This is a genomic window from Streptomyces sp. V1I1 (assembly GCF_030817355.1).
Lineage (GTDB): Bacteria > Actinomycetota > Actinomycetes > Streptomycetales > Streptomycetaceae > Streptomyces.
Map to the genome: position 1 here is coordinate 7,054,026 of NZ_JAUSZH010000001.1, position 16,746 is coordinate 7,070,771.

15 protein-coding genes are annotated in these 16,746 nt (G+C 72.1%); 9 read left to right on the top strand and 6 right to left on the bottom strand.

Annotation, left to right across the window (positions count from 1 at the left end):
• The first annotated feature begins 2 nt into the window (after positions 1–2).
• From QFZ67_RS33080 to fxsA, 3 genes are all read left to right on the top strand, one after another.
• Positions 3–1,643, top strand: a complete 1,641-nt coding sequence (locus QFZ67_RS33080; protein ID WP_307664706.1) for an amidohydrolase — start codon at positions 3–5, stop codon at positions 1,641–1,643.
• Positions 1,644–2,159: 516 nt separating this feature from the next.
• Positions 2,160–2,951: a polyprenol monophosphomannose synthase gene (locus tag QFZ67_RS33085; protein WP_307664707.1), complete on the top strand. Its 792-nt coding sequence runs from the start codon at positions 2,160–2,162 to the stop codon at positions 2,949–2,951.
• A 139-nt stretch (positions 2,952–3,090) separates the two neighbouring features.
• On the top strand, positions 3,091–3,687 hold the full coding sequence (gene fxsA, locus QFZ67_RS33090) for an FxsA family membrane protein (RefSeq protein WP_307664708.1): 597 nt from the start codon (positions 3,091–3,093) through the stop codon (positions 3,685–3,687).
• Positions 3,688–3,796: 109 nt separating this feature from the next.
• Here fxsA and QFZ67_RS33095 read toward each other — a convergent pair whose 3' ends face one another.
• The 4 genes from QFZ67_RS33095 to QFZ67_RS33110 form a co-directional block, all read right to left on the bottom strand.
• A complete protein-coding gene (locus QFZ67_RS33095) occupies positions 3,797–4,171 on the bottom strand; it encodes an RNA polymerase-binding protein RbpA (protein ID WP_003959706.1) in 375 nt (124 codons plus the stop codon).
• 255 nt (positions 4,172–4,426) lie between these two features.
• The gene (locus QFZ67_RS33100; protein WP_307664709.1) at positions 4,427–5,773 is read right to left on the bottom strand and encodes an MFS transporter; all 1,347 of its coding nucleotides are present in this window, start codon (positions 5,771–5,773) and stop codon (positions 4,427–4,429) included.
• A gap of 42 nt (positions 5,774–5,815) precedes the next feature.
• Positions 5,816–6,580: a glycerophosphodiester phosphodiesterase gene (locus QFZ67_RS33105; protein ID WP_307664710.1), complete on the bottom strand. Its 765-nt coding sequence runs from the start codon at positions 6,578–6,580 to the stop codon at positions 5,816–5,818.
• Complete coding sequence (locus QFZ67_RS33110) at positions 6,577–7,224, bottom strand: YitT family protein (protein WP_307664711.1); 648 nt, start codon at positions 7,222–7,224, stop codon at positions 6,577–6,579. The genes QFZ67_RS33105 and QFZ67_RS33110 overlap by 4 nt, the downstream gene beginning before the upstream one ends.
• Before the next feature lie 110 nt (positions 7,225–7,334).
• On the opposite strand from QFZ67_RS33110, the gene QFZ67_RS33115 reads away from it, so the two are divergent.
• A complete protein-coding gene (locus tag QFZ67_RS33115; protein ID WP_307664712.1) occupies positions 7,335–8,834 on the top strand; it encodes a PLP-dependent aminotransferase family protein in 1,500 nt (499 codons plus the stop codon).
• Between the two features lie 9 nt (positions 8,835–8,843).
• Here QFZ67_RS33115 and QFZ67_RS33120 read toward each other — a convergent pair whose 3' ends face one another.
• Positions 8,844–10,502 (bottom strand): hypothetical protein, encoded by a 1,659-nt coding sequence (locus QFZ67_RS33120; protein WP_307664713.1) that lies wholly within the window; start codon positions 10,500–10,502, stop codon positions 8,844–8,846.
• A 55-nt stretch (positions 10,503–10,557) separates the two neighbouring features.
• Positions 10,558–10,752 (bottom strand): hypothetical protein, encoded by a 195-nt coding sequence (locus QFZ67_RS33125; protein WP_307664714.1) that lies wholly within the window; start codon positions 10,750–10,752, stop codon positions 10,558–10,560.
• A gap of 297 nt (positions 10,753–11,049) precedes the next feature.
• Between QFZ67_RS33125 and QFZ67_RS33130 the strand changes: the two genes are divergently transcribed.
• The 5 genes from QFZ67_RS33130 (at position 11,050) to QFZ67_RS33150 (ending at position 16,734) form a co-directional block, all read left to right on the top strand.
• Positions 11,050–11,442, top strand: coding sequence for an ankyrin repeat domain-containing protein (locus QFZ67_RS33130; protein WP_307664715.1), 393 nt, complete (start codon positions 11,050–11,052; stop codon positions 11,440–11,442).
• A 257-nt stretch (positions 11,443–11,699) separates the two neighbouring features.
• The gene (locus QFZ67_RS33135; RefSeq protein ID WP_307664716.1) at positions 11,700–13,118 is read left to right on the top strand and encodes a HEAT repeat domain-containing protein; all 1,419 of its coding nucleotides are present in this window, start codon (positions 11,700–11,702) and stop codon (positions 13,116–13,118) included.
• A gap of 105 nt (positions 13,119–13,223) precedes the next feature.
• Complete coding sequence (locus QFZ67_RS33140; protein ID WP_307664717.1) at positions 13,224–14,348, top strand: glycosyltransferase family 1 protein; 1,125 nt, start codon at positions 13,224–13,226, stop codon at positions 14,346–14,348.
• On the top strand, positions 14,345–15,505 hold the full coding sequence (locus QFZ67_RS33145) for a glycosyltransferase (RefSeq protein WP_307664718.1): 1,161 nt from the start codon (positions 14,345–14,347) through the stop codon (positions 15,503–15,505). The genes QFZ67_RS33140 and QFZ67_RS33145 overlap by 4 nt, the downstream gene beginning before the upstream one ends.
• Before the next feature lie 251 nt (positions 15,506–15,756).
• Entirely contained in the window at positions 15,757–16,734 is a 978-nt protein-coding gene (locus QFZ67_RS33150; protein WP_373430252.1) for an SGNH/GDSL hydrolase family protein, read from the top strand.
• Positions 16,735–16,746 lie beyond the last annotated feature (12 nt).

Here is a 16,746-nt window from a genome sequence, read left to right on the forward strand (position 1 = left end):
CCATGAGCGAGAGCGCCGCCCCCCAGAGCGAACACCGCACCGTGCTGCTGCGCGGTGGAGAAGTCCACAGCCCCGCCGACCCCTTCGCCACCGCGATGGTCGTCGAGCGAGGACATGTCGCCTGGGTGGGCTCAGAGGGTGCCGCCGACGCCTTCGCGGGCGGCGTCGACGAAGTGATCGACCTCGAAGGGGCCCTGGTCACCCCGGCATTCACGGACGCACACGTGCACACCACGGCGACCGGCCTCGCGCTCACCGGCCTCGACCTGTCCGCGGCGCGCACGCTCGCCGAGGCCCTCGGTCTCGTACGGAAGCACAGCGCCGCACACCCCGGCGACAAGGTCCTCCTCGGGCACGGCTGGGACGCTTCGCGCTGGCCCGAGCAGCGCCCGCCGTCCCGGGCCGAACTCGACGAGGCCGCCGAAGGCCGCCCGCTCTATCTGCCGCGCATCGACGTCCATTCGGCCGTGGTGAGCACCGCCCTGCTTGACCTCGTCCCCGACGTCAGCGGCCTCACCGGCTACCACCCGGATGCGCCGCTGACCGCGGCGGCCCACCACGCTGTACGCTCCGCCGCCCACGGCGCGATCACCCCCGCCCAGCGCGCGGCCGCCCAGCGCGCCGCACTGGCGCGGGCCGCCTCTCTCGGCATCGGCACCGTCCATGAGTGCGCAGGCCCCGACATCTCCGACGAGGACGACTTCACGTCCCTGCTGGCACTGGCCGGGGCGGAGCCGGGCCCGCGGGTCGTCGGCTACTGGGCCGAGCAGGTCGCAGATGCGAAGGACGCCCGGCGGATCCGCGAACTCGGCGCGATCGGCGCGGCCGGCGACCTCTTCGTCGACGGCTCCCTCGGCTCGCACACCGCCTGCCTGCACGCCCCCTACGACGACGCTCCGCACACCGGCGCCGCCCACCTCGACACCGCGGCCGTCGCCGCCCATGTCACCGCCTGCACCGAGGCCGGACTCCAGGCCGGTTTCCACGCCATCGGCGACGCCGCCCTCACCACGGTCGTCGACGGCGTCAGGGCCGCGGCAGACACGATCGGCCTTGCCCGCGTCCGCGCCGCCCGCCACCGCGTCGAACACGCCGAGATGCTCACCCCCGAAACCATCGCCGCCTTCGCCGAGTTCGGCCTCACCGCCTCCGTGCAGCCCGCCTTCGACGCGGCCTGGGGCGGCGACAGCGGCATGTACGCGCAGCGCCTCGGCGTCGAACGGGCCCGCACCCTCAACCCGTACGCGGCACTGCTGCGTGCCGGAGTGCCCCTCGCCTTCGGCTCCGACAGCCCCGTGACTCCGCTCGACCCCTGGGGCGCCGTCCGGGCCGCCGCCTTCCATCGCACCCCCGAGCACCGCATCTCCGCCCGCGCCGCCTTCACCGCCCACACCCGCGGCGGCTGGCGCGCCGTCGGCCGCGACGACGCCGGTGTCCTGGTGCCCGGCGCGCCCGCCGACTACGCCCTGTGGCGCACCGAGGAACTCGTCGTCCAGGCCCCCGACGACCGCGTCGCTCGCTGGTCCACCGACCCCCGTTCCGGCACCCCGGGCCTGCCCGATCTGAGCCCCGGCGCCGAACTCCCCGTCTGCCTGCGGACCGTGGTCTTCGGACAAACCGTCTTTGAGCGGCCGTACGAGTGACGTGCGGACATTTCGTGCCGCCGACGGATACTCGCCACGCTCGGCCGCGACCTGCGGATCTTCCGTGCTGACCTGGTGATTTGGGCAAACCTCGCAGATCAGACGACTGTTGACATGGAGCGCCCACCGGCGGGTAGGTTCGGCCGAGTCCACCACAGGACGTCCGACCGGCAAACCTCCACGCAGTCGTCGAACGCCGCTGGGTCATGGGGCAGCGTGCCGCACCGGCGCACTGCCACTGGGAGCCAGGTTCAGCGCCCGCGCCTCGGGGGCGAGGGAAGGTTCCAGCCGGCCGGCGGGTGCGACCCGGGTGGGGCCCGGCGTTCAGTAGACAACGGCTCTCGGTCGACCCGCAGCCAGCGGGTCCCAGGTCGGCCCGAAGGACGCCGGGCCCCGATCCGCAGCTCCTTGTCCGCACCACCGTCGGGCGTACGACACCCCAGCTCCGTGCCGCCGTAGCCGCGCGCCGAGCGCTCGCTATGGTGGGGCTCTGTGCACGGACTTTAAGGGGCAGCAGTGAACGACGGCGCTGGGGTTACCCGTGGCGAAGCCCAGGGGCGGCGGTACGGCCCGCTCGGCAGGGTCTTGGTGATCATCCCGACCTACAACGAGGCCGAGAACATCAAGCCGATCGTCTCCCGGGTGCGCGCGGCCGTGCCCGGGGCGGACGTCCTCGTCGCCGACGACAACAGCCCCGACGGCACAGGCAAATTCGCCGATGAACTCGCGGCCCAGGACGACCAGGTGCATGTTCTGCACCGCAAGGGCAAGGAAGGGCTCGGCGCCGCCTACCTCGCGGGCTTCACCTGGGGAATCGAGCACGGCTACGGCGTACTCGTCGAGATGGACGCGGACGGCTCCCACCAGCCCGAGGAACTGCCCCGGCTGCTGACCGCCCTCAAGGGCGCGGACCTGGTCCTCGGCTCGCGCTGGGTCCCCGGCGGCCGAGTGGTCAACTGGCCCAAGTCCCGCGAGTTTCTCTCCCGGGGCGGCAGCACCTACTCACGCCTCCTCCTCGGCGTCCCCATCCGGGACGTCACCGGCGGCTACCGCGCCTTCCGCGCCGAGACCCTCGAAGGGCTCGGGCTGACCGAAGTGGCCTCCCAGGGCTACTGCTTCCAGGTCGACCTGGCCCGGCGAGCCGTCGCCGCCGGTTACCACGTCGTGGAGGTCCCCATCACCTTCGTCGAGCGCGAACTGGGCGACTCCAAGATGAGCCGGGACATCGTCGTCGAGGCGCTGTGGCGGGTCACCGCGTGGGGAATCGGAGGCCGGGCGAACCGTCTCCTCGGCCGCAAGCCCTCCTGAGGTCGCACGTCGTCCTGAGGTCGCACGTCGTCCTGAGGTCGCACGTCGTCCTGATCGCGGACGGCCGCCGGGCCCATCCGCGATCTTCTTGATCACCCGCTTACGCCGCTCCGGCGGCCGTGCAGGCACACTGGGGGGCATGACGACCGGCACACCGCCCCCGACAGCCCCCAGGCGCTCGCACGCCCGCACTTTCGTCCCACTCTGCGTCGCCGCCTGGCTGGTGCTCGAGATCTGGCTGCTGACCCTCGTCGCCGACGTGGCCGGCGGACTCACGGTGCTCGCCCTGCTCGTCGGCGGCGCCGTCCTCGGCGGCGTGGTGATCAAGCGGGCCGGCCGCCGCGCGTTCCGCAGCCTCACCGAGACCCTGCAGCAACAGCAGACCGGCGAGGGTCCGGCCGCCGGCGTCGGCAGCCCCGGGACCGGGACCGGCAGCAAGGGCAACGGCTTCCTGATGCTCGGCGGCCTGCTCCTCATGCTGCCCGGCCTGATTTCCGACGTGGCGGGCATGGTGCTGCTGGTGCCGCCCGTCCGCTCGATGCTCGGGCGGTACGCGGAGCGGTCCGTGGAGAGCCGTATGCGCGCTGCCGCGCCCGGCAGCCTCGGCGATGCCTTCCAGCAGGCCCGCATTCACCGGCCGGACGGGAAGGTCGTGCAGGGTGAGGTCATCCGGCAGGACGGAACGCCGCCGCGGAGTTACGAGGACGAGGGCCCCCGACCTCCGCTGACCCCCTGACGGGATCTGACGGGATCCGCGCACAGGACAGAGCCGCGGGCCGTCTCACTGAAAGTGAGACGGCCCGCGGCTCTTGTTTCTATGACGCTGTTGGTGCGGTGTTACGCGGTCAGGCGGACTTCCGGCTGTCCCGCGGATGCACAGCGATGTTCATGGCGCCGGAACGCAGGACCGCCAGCCTCTCGGCCAGCACCTCCTCCAGTTCCTCGCGGGTGCGCCGCTCCATGAGCATGTCCCAGTGCGTTCGCGCCGGCTTGCCCTTCTTCTCCTCGGGGCCATCCCCGTCCACCAGGAGTGCCTGGGCGCCGCACGCCTTGCACTCCCACTCCGGCGGAATTTCCGCCTCTACCGAGAACGGCATCTCAAAACGATGTCCGTTCTGGCATGCGTACTCCACCGCCTGGCGCGGGGCCAGATCGATGCCGCGGTCCGTCTCGTAGCTGGTAACCACGAGGCGCGTACCGCGGAGAGCTCGCTCACTCATGAATCGTGCCTCCCGGGCTTGTCGCCCACAGGACAGGTGTCGCTGTCGTCGTCATCCGGTCAACGTCCGGTCGGCGGTAAAGATTCCCGTTCCGGGTCATGCGTCGCCCGTCGTGCCGCCCCTTGTTGTACCCACCATTGCCCGGTTTGTCACATCTGACAGAAAGTGTCACCCAGTGAATTCACTTCTTCAGCACGCAGTAACGGTCCGCCTGGCAGGCCAAAGGCGTACACTACCGGCCTTTCACTTCGACGTCTAAATCCGCTCCGGGACGGGGTTCCCGGCGGCCGCCACCGCACGCCGCACCGGGACCCGCGCCAGCAGTACGAAACCGAGCGCGAAGAAGACCACCAGAGAGATGATCGCGTCCCGATAACTGCCGGTCAGCTGGTACGCCAGGCCGAACACCAACGGCCCCAGCCAGCTCAGGCCGCGGTCGCTCATCTCGTACGCCGAGAAGTATTCGGCCTCCTTGCCACGCGGCACCAAGTGTGAGAACAACGACCTCGACAGCGCCTGGCTGCCGCCCAGAACCAGCCCGATCGCGCCCGCCAGCGCGAAGAACCAGACGGGTTCCCCGGCCGGCAGGAAGTACCCCGCCGCCAGAATCAGCGTCCATACGGCGAGCGAGGCGAGGATCGTGCGCTTGGCCCCATGTGTTCGGGCCAGCCGTCCCATCCCCAGCGCACCCGCCACCGCGAGCACCTGCACCAGCAGCACCGCGGTGATCAACGTCGTCTGGTCGAGGTCCAGCTCCTCGGAGCCGTAGACCGACGCCTGCGAGATCACCGTCTGGACCCCGTCGTTGTAGATCAGATAGGCCAGCAGGAACGACAGTGTCAGCGGATGCCTGCGCATGTCCCGCAGTGTGGCCGTCAACTGCCGCCATCCGGACCCGACCGCGCCCTCGCCGCTCGGCGCCGCCCGCCGGTCCCGCAGCCGCCGCAGTGGCACGAGCGTGAAAGCGCCCCACCACAGGCCGGCCGACGCCAGACAGATCCGTACCGCCGCCGACTCCGACAGGCCGAACGAGTCATGGCCCGAGTAGACGACCAGATTCAGCACCAGCACCAGCGCGCCGGCCGTATAGCCGAAGGCCCAGCCCCGCGACGACACCGCATCGCGCTCGTCCGGCTCCGCGATCTGCGGCAGATAGGCGTTGTAGAGCACCATCGACACCGAAAGCGACGCGTTCGCGACGATCAGGAGGAACGCGCCCAGCAGATACCGCTCACCGTCGAGGGAGAACATCCCCGTCGTCGCGGCGGCCCCCACATAGGCGGCCACCGCAAGCAACGGTTTCTTGCGTCCCGTACGGTCGGCCACCGCGCCGGCCAGCGGCATCAGCAGCACCGCTAGCACCACCGAGACGGACACGGCGTAGGCGAAGACCGATCCCGCCCGTACCGGAATGCCCAGAGGATGCACAAAGCCGTCGGCATCCGCGGCGGCCTTGGCCACCGACGTCAGATACGGGCCCAGGAAGACTGTCAGCACACTCGACGAGTAGACCGAGCACGCGAAATCGTAGAAATACCAGCCGCGTTGCTCGCGCCTGCGCTCACTCGTCCCGGTCGTCCGGTCCGCGGTGTCGGCCGTCACTCCGCGCCCCCTGCTCGTCCCCGTGGTGCAGACGCGCGGGGCTCAGACCCAGACTCCCCGGTCGGTCAGTACCGTGCGCAACGTCTCCAGATGATCGGTCATGATGCCATCCACTCCGAGGTCCAGGAGCGCTGCCATCCGATCAGCGTCGTTCACCGTCCAGACATGGACCTGCAGACCCCGTTCGTGCGCGGCCGCCACAAAACGCCGGTCGACCACCCGGATACCGCTCTGCGACACCGGAACCTGCGCACACACCGCGCCCATCCGCAGCGCCGCCGGAATTCCGTACGAGCGCAGCCGCAGCCCCATCACGCCCCGCACTCCGTACGAGGTCGCCAGCCGCGGGCCCGCGAGCCGCATCGCCCGCGCCACCCGGCCCTCCGAGAACGAGCCGATGCACACCCGGTCCCACGCGCTCGCGCGGCGGATCAGGTCGACCAGCGGGACCAGCGCGGGCTCCGCCTTGATGTCCACATTCCAGCGGGCTTCCGGGAACTCCTCCAGCAGCTCCTCGAAGAGCGCCGGCGGCTCCTTGCCCCCCAACCTGGCCTGCTGGACCTCGCTCCAGGGCAGCGCCGAGATCTTGCCGCTCGCGTCCGTCACCCGGTCCAGCGTCGTGTCGTGGAAGGCGACCAGCTTGCCGTCCGCGGTGGTGTGCACATCGGTCTCGAAGTAGCGGTAACCGATGTCGGCGGCCCGCCGGAACGCGGCCGCGGTGTTCTCGATCCCGTCCGCCGCGCCGCCGCGGTGGGCGAAGGCGAGAGTGGAGGGGTGATCCAGGTAAGGGTGGAGTGTGCGCGTCACTTTCGCAGTATCGCCTGCCCCGGTGTCCCGCCGGCGACGACCGTGCTGCCACTGTCCTGATCGGAGATGGCGAAGACGCGCAGGAACAGCTGCGCCAGCGGCCCGATGGCAAGGGCGTACGCGACCGTGCCGACCCCCACCGAACCGCCCAGCACGAAACCGGTCGCCACGACGGCCACCTCGATGGCCGTACGGACCAGCCGGATCGAACGGCCCGTGACGCGGTGCAGACCCGTCATCAGACCATCACGGGGACCGGGTCCGAACCGCGCCGAGATATACAGACCCGTCGCCACGCCATTGAGCACGATGCCCCCGATCAGCACACCGATCCGCACCCCGAGCCCACGCGCATCCGGAACCAGCGCGAGCGTGCCGTCCATCGCCACGCCGATCACAAAGACATTGGAGACCGTGCCGAGCCCCGGCCGCTGCTTCATCGGAATCCACAGCAGCAGCACAACCGCGCCGACGATGATCGACACGATGCCGATCGTCAGCCCCGTCAGCTCGGCCAGACCCTGATGCAGCACCCCCCACGGCTCAAGGCCGAGCCCGCCGCGCACAAGGAGCGCCGAGCTCACTCCGTACAGCGTCAGACCGATGTACAGCTGCAGCAGTCTGCGGGTGAGATGCCTCGACACCGTGGACACAGTGACGCCCCCCTATGGTGGTTGTGGACTGATGCATGACACTCTGTGGCTACGGAACGAACGTCAACCATGGCCAATTCGAGGAAGGTGGACTGACTTCCATGACGCAGTGGACCTCTGCGGTGGGCGCGGCTCAGCTCGCCCGGCAGCTCACCTCCCAGCAGCCAAGCCCGGCCGGGCCCGGCACCCGCAAGCCCCCCGCCTACCGCGCCCTCGCCGACGGCATCCGGCTGCTCGTCCTCGAAGGCCGCGTCCCCGTCGCCGCCCGGCTGCCTGCCGAACGCGAGCTCGCCCTGTCGCTGTCCGTCAGCCGGACCACCGTCGCCGCGGCCTACGAGGCGCTGCGCGCCGAAGGCTTCCTGGAATCACGCAGGGGGGCGGGCAGCTGGACAGCAGTGCCCGCCGGGAACCCGCTGCCCGCACGCGGACTCGAACCTCTGCCGCCCGAGTCGCTCGGCTCGATGATCGACCTCGGCTGCGCCGCGCTGCCCGCGCCCGAACCCTGGCTCACGCGCAGCGTCCAGGGCGCACTCGAAGAACTGCCGCCGTACGCGCACACCCACGGCGACTACCCGGCCGGCCTGCCCGCCCTGCGCCAGATGCTCGCCGACCGCTACACCGAGCGCGGCATCCCCACCATGCCCGAGCAGATCATGGTCACCACCGGGGCGATGGGCGCGATCGACGCCATCTGCCACCTCTTCGCCGGGCGCGGCGAGCGCATCGCCGTCGAATCCCCCTCGTACGCCAACATCCTTCAGCTGATGCGTGAAGCCGGGGCCCGGCTGGTGCCGGTGGCCATGGCCGAAGGGCTGACCGGCTGGGACATGCACCGCTGGCGGCAGGTGCTGCGGGACGCGGCGCCGCGGCTCGCGTATGTGGTGGCCGACTTCCACAACCCCACCGGCGCGCTGGCCGACGAGGGTCAGCGCCGCCGCCTCGTCGACGCCGCACGCTCCGCAGGCACGGTCCTCGTCGTCGACGAGACCATGTCCGAGCTGCACCTGGACGAGGGCATCGACATGCCGCGGCCGGTCTGCGCCTTCGACCCGGCGGGCAGCACTGTCCTCACGGTCGGCTCGGCCAGCAAGGCGTTCTGGGCCGGCATGCGCATCGGCTGGGTGCGCGCGGCGCCGGACGTGATCCGCTCGCTGGTCGCGGCCCGCGCATACGCCGACCTCGGCACGCCCGTCCTGGAACAGCTCGCCATCAACTGGCTGATGCAAACCGGGGGTTGGGAGAAGGCCGTCGCCATCCGCCGGGCTCAGGCGCGCGAGAACCGCGATGCGCTGGTCGCGGCGGTGCGCCGGGAGCTGCCCGACTGGGAGTTCGACGTGCCGAGCGGCGGGCTCACCCTCTGGGTGCGCACGGGAGGCCTGTCCGGATCCCGGCTCGCGGAGGTCGGCGAACGGGTGGGCGTGCGGGTGCCGTCCGGGCCGCGCTTCGGGGTCGACGGCGCCTTCGAGGGCTATGTACGGCTGCCGTTCACGGTCGGCGGTCCGGTCGCGGAGGAGGCGGCGACACGACTGGCGGCCGCCGCGCGGCTCGTCGAGACCGGAGCGACCACCGGCACGGAAGCGCCGCGGACGTTCGTCGCCTGACGGCGGAGGTCAGCCCTCGGCCGGGACGGGAGCGGGCACGGGACCAGGCGAGGGAGCCGGCGAGGGCGAGGGAGCGGGCCCGGGCGAGGCATCAGGCGCGGGCGCGGGATCAGGCGCGGGCGAGGCATCAGGCGACGGAGCGGGCGCGGCCGGCTCGGCCCCATCGGGGTGCTCCGGCAGCAGCTCCAGCACGGCCTGCCGGTGCGCCTCGCTGGTGGCGTCGTCGTACGGGTCCGGGGTCGCCGGCACCTGAAGCCTGAGCACCGGGCCCGTACCGAGCCGCGCGTATCCGCGGCCCGGCGGGACGTCGGGCGTCGGCGTGGTGTGAGGCTTCGTCCCGAGCACCGACTCGACCTGCCCGAAGGTGGCGGGGCCCAGCACCACCCGGCTGCGGGTGTGCGTCCGCACGGTCTCGGTGAGCGAGTCCACGCTGTCGAACTGCTCGGCCACGACCACCGTCACCTGCGCCGCCCTGCCGTGCCGCAGCGGCACCTGAAGCAGCTGCTGCGGATCGATGCGCCCGTCGGCCGCCGCCAGGTGGCCGAAGATGCTCGGCCGGTCCAGCAGGATCCACAACGGCCGCTTGGTGTCGTCGGGCGCGGGATGCCCGGCCTGCCGGGCGCGGTTCGCGGCGATCAGCCGGCGCTCGGTCTCGTGCGCGGCCCACTCCAGGCTCGCCAGCGCCCCGGCCAGTCCGCATTCGACGGCCAGCACGCCGGTGCGCCCCGTCAGGCACGCGTACTCTCCGGTGCCGCTGCCCTCGACGATCAGTACGTCTCCGTGCTGCAGGGCCTGGAGAGCGATCGAGCGAAGCAGGGTCGTCGTGCCGCTGCCAGGCTCGCCGACGGCCAGCAGATGCGGTTCCGTCGAGCGCGGCCCGGTGCGCCAGACGACCGGCGGCGCGTCCCGGGTCTCCTCGCCCACCGTGACCGGCACGGTGCGCTGCACCGCGCCGTCGTCGGTGAAACCCAGCACGGTCTCGCCGGGCACTGTGACGAATCGCTGGGCGGCGATGGAGGTGCGCAGGGCGGGCAGCACGCTCATCAGGAGCTGGTTGCCCTCCTCGTCCCAGGTGAAGAGATACTCGCGGCCGCGCCCGGACTTGGCGTGCAGCAGCTGCTCGATCCTGGCCCGGGGCTCGGCCTCACCGTCGGTGAAGTACGCGGGGTAGGTCACCCGGAGCTGGGTGAGCCGCCCGTTGTCGTCGAACTCGTAGTCGCTGAAAGCCTTGCCCCATTCGCCGCCGTGGGCGAAGAGCGGCGCCGGGTCCTCTGTGACGGAGAAGTACGGCACGAGGGCCTCGTACAGAGCCCGGAGCCGCCCGGCCTCCGCATCGTCGGGCCCGGTCTTCACGGGCGTACGCGCCCGGCCCTTCCAGGCGGCCGCGGCCATCACCGTGATCAGGGCAACCAGCGGCCCGTACGGGATGAGCGCGACCACCAGGACGCAGGCCGCGATCAGGAACAGTGTGGGACCACGCCGTTCCTTGGGCGTGGCGGCCCACTTGTGCCCGGCCATCGCGGCCAGCTGCCGCAGACCACGGCTGATCGCGATCAGCGGATGGAGGACGTCCGTGGCGCTGTCGGCGGCCGTGCGCGCGATCTGGCGGCTCCGGGCGATCTGTGCGCTGCCGCTGCTGAGAATGCGGGGAAGTGGTCGCCGGGCCACATCGGTCTCCTGAAGGTGCTGACGGTGCTGAACGAGCTGGGTGGGGCTGCGGGCGTCAGAACTTGATCCCGCCCAGGAGGCTGGCGAGGCTCGCGCTGCCGGCCTTGATGCTGGGGGCGATGGCGGTGCCCGCGACGAAGAAGCCGAAGAGCGAGCAGACGACCGCGTGGGACGCCTTGAGCCCGTCCTTCCTGAAGAACAGGAAGACGATGATTGCGAGCAGCACGACGCCTGAGATGGAGAGGACCATGAGAGTTCTCCTGGTTGAGGGGACAGTCACCATGAGTTCTTCCAGGATCACAGGAAGTATCCATGTGATAAAAGGTCCAAATAGGTGAATTTCTCAGGATTTCACTGCACTGGCGGACGCCACGTCACCGATCGGCGGGCACACTGCGCCGTTGCACGGCACAGTGCCTCCCCCGCGCTGTTCCTCGCCGCGGCCGGGGCGCGTCATGCCGGTGTGCGGGCAGTACCCTGTCGATTCACTCGTACGGCGGCTCATGCCGTGCACCCCAGGTCAACGCAGTGAGAGGCGGTCAGCCCGATGAGTGAAGCCCCGGATCCCGAGGTGATCGAACTCGCGACCAAGGTCTTCGACCTTGCGCGCCAGGGAGAGACCGAGGCCCTCGCCGCGTATGTCGACGCCGGCGTCCCCGCCAACCTCACCAACGACCGTGGCGACACCCTTGTCATGCTCGCCGCCTACCACGGGCACGCCCCGGCCGTGGAAGCGCTCCTCGCCCGCGGCGCCGAGCCGGACCGGGCCAACGACCGCGGCCAGACGCCGCTCGCCGGCGCGGTGTTCAAGGGCGAGGACGCCGTCATCCGCGTCCTCCTCGCCAGCGGTGCCGACCCTGCGGCGGGCACGCCGTCCGCGATGGATACCGCGCGGATGTTTGGGAAGACAGAGCTCTTGGAGCTGTTCGGCGGCCAATGAGGGGCCGCCGGAGAGGCTGCTGAGAGGCCGCTGAGAGGGGCGCCGTAAATGTGGTCGCGGTGGCGAAATGGGTGGGTCATCATGACGTCGGGCCCTACCCCGGACTTCATCCGGGAGTTCCCCTGGGGCCACCGACGAGAGGCAGAGGAAGATGGTCTACACCAAGCGGAAGACAACGGGCGGCCCTACATGTTGCTGCGCGGCCTAGGCATCTCCACTCCCCGGTTGCGTCGACAGCTTGATGTGAGGCTTTTCCCATGTTCGATCCAGTCATAGCGCCGAGCGGCACGCTCCTCGGCCTGCTGCAGAGAGGCCGCGGTGACGGCACGCTGCATGCGCTCGCCGCGCCGCGAGCAGAAGCGCTCGCGGCTCTCAACCACTGCGTACTGAACGATCCGCGCCACGACTGGCAGGTCGAGAACCGCTCCCTGTACTACGCACGCCTCTACCTGGATCTCCATGGCGGTCTCGAGGAGATCGAGCGGCATTTGTGCGACGCCGACGACTGCCTCGACACCGACGAGGCCAGGACCGGCCTCGCGCTCGCGGTGCTCGGGCACCTCGCCTCGTACGGCAGGGACGACGCCCTCGCGCTGCTGCGGCGGTACGCCGCCGGCGGCTCCAACTGGGCCTGGGCCCTCGATGAGCTAGCCCTGCGCGACGACGACAACGGCCTGCGCGCGCTGGCCGCGCCGGTCCTCGCCCGCTTCCCCGCGACCCCGGAGGGCGACGCCGAACTGGCGGTCGCCGTACGGGACGCCTTCGAACCGCGGCCGTGGCGGCTGTGGGCCGAGGACCGGCGAGAGGCGATCGGCGCCCGCGTGCGCGCGGCCCGGGAAGCCGGCTCCTTCGACCGCTGGCAGCGCCAGCTGCGACCCACCGGACCCCGGCCGGGCTGGAGCATCCAGGCCGTCTTCGACTGGGCCGACCAGGGCGTCGAGCGCGGCAGCGCCCTCCATGTGCCCGCCGCCCGCTGTCTGTCGGCCGTCGCGGGACCCGAGGACCGGCCAGCGATCGTCAAGGCCGCACGCGAAGGTTCCGACGGCGCGCGCTGCGCCGCCCTGCACCATCTCGCCGAGTCACGCGACCCCGTCGTCCTTGATCTGATCGAGGCCGCGGTGTCGGGCGGCTCCCGCACCGTCGCCGACGCCGCCGTCTCCGCGTTCGAGCGGATGTGCGGCGACGAGGCCGTCGACCGGGCCCGCGGCTGGGTGCACCGGCCCGACGCGCTCGGCGCGTCCGCGGCGGGCGTGCTCGCCTGCCGGGGCGCCGCCAAGGACGACAAGCTGGTCCTCGGCGCGCTGCGCGAGACCGTACGGGCCGACGGGCCCGACGCGCCCCTGCTGTGGAGGCTCGTCGACGGGGCCGGACGGCTCGGCATCGGCTGCGCCGCACCCGTACTGCGCCATGTGTACCGGGAGACCGCCTCCTCGCAGCTGCGCGGCCGCGCGGCCCGCGCGCTCGCCGCCACCGACGCCTCCTTCGCCACCGGATTCGCCGTCGAATGCCTGTGGGACTGCGAGGAGACCACCAGAGAAGTCGGCGCGCTGCACGCCGAGACCGGTGATGTGCGCGTTGCCGAGCGATTGCGCCGACTTGCCGCGGATCCGGCCGAGGAGGCAGAGGTGCAAACCGCCGTACGCAGCAGAATCGGCCCGGACATGCCCGCCGTGTGACATTAGGGACGCGAAACGGCCCCGGCCACAAACGCTCATGGGACGTTAGCCAAGCGGAAAGATCCACGTTGGCACAGCCACCCCGGGCCAGACGACAACACGGGTATGCGTGTCGTCATCGTCACCGAATCCTTTCCGCCAGACGTCAATGGTGTGGCGCACTGCGCCCTGCAGACCGCCCGGCACCTCGCCGCGCGCGGTCATGACCCGCTCGTCATAGCCCCGGCGGTCGCCGGGGCCGACAGCTCCGACCGGAGCGCGCCCTGCCCCGTGGTGCGCGTCCCCTCTCTGCCGCTGCCCGGATATCCGCAAGTACGGGTGGCGCTCCCCAGCCGCCGGGTGGCGGCCGCGATCTCCGCCCACCGGGCCGAGCTCGTCCATCTGGCCAGCCCGTTCGTACTCGGCGTGCGCGGTATGGCGGCAGCGGCGCGGCTGGGCCTGCCGGCCGTCGCCGTCTACCAGACCGACCTCGCCGGCTATGCCCGTACGTACGTGGGCGCCGGCGAAGGGGCCGCGTGGCGGCGCATCCGCACCGTGCACAGCGCCGCGGACCGCACGCTCGCCCCCTCCAGCGCCGCCCTGCGCGATCTGGAGGAGCACGGGGTGGAGCGGGTGCGGCTGTGGCCGCGCGGCGTGGACACCGCACGTTTTCGGCCGGAGCTGCGCGACGAGAAACTGCGCCGCGAGCTCGCCCCGAACGGCGAGCTGATCGTCGGCTATGTCGGTCGGCTCGCCCCCGAGAAGCATGTCGAACTCCTCGCCGGGGCCTGCGGGATGCCCGGCGTACGGGTCGTGGTCGTCGGCGACGGGCCGAGTGAGCCGTCTCTGCGCACCGCACTGCCCGGAGCCGTCTTCCTTGGCCGCAGGACCGGCGACGACCTCGCCCGGATCTTCGCCTCGCTCGACGTCTTCGCGCACACCGGTCCGTACGAGACCTTCTGCCAGACCGTGCAGGAGGCCATGGCCAGCGGGGTGCCGGTCATCGCCCCGGCCGCGGGCGGACCGCTCGACCTGGTCGACCACGGGCGTACCGGGCTGCTGGTCGAGCCGCGGGAGGTGGACGCGGTGCAGACGGCGGTCGCGACGCTGGCGGGGGACCCGGAGCTGCGTGCCGCGTACGGGCTGGCCGGGCGGGCCGCCGTCGAGGGCAGGACCTGGGCCGTGATCGGGGACCTGCTCCTCGACCACTACGCCGATGTGCTGGGCGCGCGTACGGCGGTGGCGGCGTGAGCGCGCTGCGGATCGTACGGCTCGCGAACTTCGTCACCCCGGCCTCCGGCGGCCTGCGAACCGCGCTGCGCGAGCTCGGCAAGGGCTATCTGGCCGCGGGCCACGAGCCGGTGCTGATCGTGCCCGGCGACCTGGCGAGCGACCAGCTCACCCCGCAGGGACGGGTGATCACCCTGCCCGGGCCCGAGCTGCCGGGCACCGGCGGCTACCGGGTGCTGGCAGGCCGGCGGCGGCTGCGCGACGTCCTGGAGAGCATCGAACCCGACCGGATCGAAGTCTCCGACCGCACCACCCTGCGGTGGACGGGCGAGTGGGCCCGGCGCCACCGGATCCCCTCGGTGATGGTCTCGCACGAGACGGCCGACGGGGTGCTCAGGACGTGGGGGCTCTCGGAGTCGCTCGCCGGCCGGACCGCGGACCGGCTCAACCGCCATACCGCGTGGGCGTATTCGCGGATCGTGTGCACGACGGAGTGGGCGGAGCGGGAATTCGTCCGCATCGGGGCGCGCAATGTGGTGCGCGCGCCCCTGGGCGTCGATCTGGTCGGCTGCAGGCCGGGACGGCGCAGCAAGGTCCTGCGCGCGAAGTACGCCGCCGGGGCCGAGGTGCTTCTGCTGCTCTGCTCCCGCCTCTCGGTCGAGAAGCGCCCGGGCATGGCTCTGGACGCGCTCGCCGAGCTGCGAGAACGCGGTGTGCGGGCCTCCCTGGTGGTCGCGGGCGACGGCCCGCTGCGGGCCGCGCTGACCCGCAGGGCCCGGGCGGAGCGGCTGCCCGCGGTCTTCCTCGGCTATGTCGGCGACCGCGAGGTGGTGGCCGACCTCCAGGCGGCGGCGGACCTCTGCCTGGCGCCGGGCCCCGCGGAGACCTTCGGGCTCTCGGCCCTGGAGGCGCTGGCCTGCGGCACGCCGGTCGTGGCGAGCGCGTCGTCGGCGCTGCCGGAGGTGGTCGGCGATGCGGGAGCGGCCGCTCTCGACACTCCGGAGAACTTCGCCGACGCGGTACAGATGCTGCTCGCACGCCCGGAGAACGACCGCCGCGAGGCGGCCAGGGCGCGGGCCGAACTCTTCGACTGGCAACGGTCGGTAGATGCGTTCCTGGCGGCACACGAGGCCCCGCCGGTGCGTGAGCGAGCACACGGAGAAGGGGTGACGGCGTGACGGCGGGGCGGGGCGCCACGCTGGTGGACGAGCCGGGCTCGGAGGGCCCGGAAGGGGGCGCGGAGGCCTGTCGGCACGAGGCGATGGTGCGCGTCGACGGGCTTGACGCGGAACGTCAACGCGCCACCGGGAGCGCCCCGGCGGTCGGGGTCGGCGCCCCGGTTGGCGCGTGCGTCTCCATGGCTGCCGTCGTGGCCCCGGCGGTCGGGGACGGCGCCCGCGTGGGCGAGTACGTCTCCCAGGCTGCCGTCCTGGCCCCGGCGGTCGGCGACGGCGCCCCGGTGGGCGCGTATGCCGCCAAGGCCGCCGCCGTACCCCCGACCGTCAGCCACCGCGCGCCCGGCGCCGGGCCCGTCCCGCAACGCCCCTCGCGCGCGCCCCGTTTCGCCGCTCTCGGCGACTCCCTCACCGAAGGCGTCGGCGATCGCGTCGGTGACCACTGGCGGGGGTGGGCCGCTCTGCTCGCCTCAGGGATCGGGGGTGGCGACGCGCCCGCCGAGTTCCGGAACTTCGCAGTCAGCGGGGCGCTCACCCGGGACGTCGTCGAGCGGCAGGCCCCCGAGGCGCTGGCGTTCGAGCCCGACATCGCCGCCGTACTCGTCGGGGTCAACGACACCCTGCGCCGCACCTTCGACATCGAGGACATGGCCCGGCAGCTCGACGCCGTGTGCAAGCAGCTCGTGGCCCGCGGCACCGTGCTGCTGACCGCCTGTCTGCCCGACCCCGGCAGCATGCTCGGGCTGCCCCTGCCGCTGGCCCGCCCGCTGGCCAGGCGTCAGCGGGCGGTCAACGCGGTCGTCCACGCCCTGTCCGACCGCTACGGCGCCGTACATCTGCACACCGCGGACGCTGCCTGGGTCGCCGACCGGTCCATGTGGAGCGCCGACCGGCTGCATCCGGGCGAGCGTGGGCACCGGATGATCGCCCGGCGCTTCCACGAGCTGCTGGTCGAACGCGGGCTCGCCCACGGGACGGCGCCCGGCTGCGAGCCCGAGCAGCCGCCGCCGAGCCGGTCCGCTTCCGTGGTGTGGCTCGCCACGGCCGGCACCGCGTGGGTGGCGCGCCGCTGCACCGACCTGCTGCCGCAGCTGATGCGGCTGGCGGGCGCGGAGGTACGCCACTGGGCGCGCGGCACCAGCGCACGCCTGGACCTGAGCGCCGAGCATGCCCTCTCGTCCGCTCTGGCCGCCGTGTCGCTGGACGGTCCCGTTGCCGGAATGGGGGAATGAGCGGGCGCCGGG

Coding starts and splice junctions, on each gene's coding strand:
- QFZ67_RS33080 (WP_307664706.1), top strand. CDS start 3: ATGAGCGAGAGCGCCGCCCCCCAGAGCGAACACCGCACCGTGCTGCTG.
- fxsA (WP_307664708.1), top strand. CDS start 3,091: ATGACGACCGGCACACCGCCCCCGACAGCCCCCAGGCGCTCGCACGCC.
- QFZ67_RS33095 (WP_003959706.1), bottom strand. CDS start 4,171: ATGAGTGAGCGAGCTCTCCGCGGTACGCGCCTCGTGGTTACCAGCTAC.
- QFZ67_RS33115 (WP_307664712.1), top strand. CDS start 7,335: ATGACGCAGTGGACCTCTGCGGTGGGCGCGGCTCAGCTCGCCCGGCAG.
- QFZ67_RS33125 (WP_307664714.1), bottom strand. CDS start 10,752: ATGGTCCTCTCCATCTCAGGCGTCGTGCTGCTCGCAATCATCGTCTTC.
- QFZ67_RS33130 (WP_307664715.1), top strand. CDS start 11,050: ATGAGTGAAGCCCCGGATCCCGAGGTGATCGAACTCGCGACCAAGGTC.
- QFZ67_RS33135 (WP_307664716.1), top strand. CDS start 11,700: ATGTTCGATCCAGTCATAGCGCCGAGCGGCACGCTCCTCGGCCTGCTG.
- QFZ67_RS33140 (WP_307664717.1), top strand. CDS start 13,224: ATGCGTGTCGTCATCGTCACCGAATCCTTTCCGCCAGACGTCAATGGT.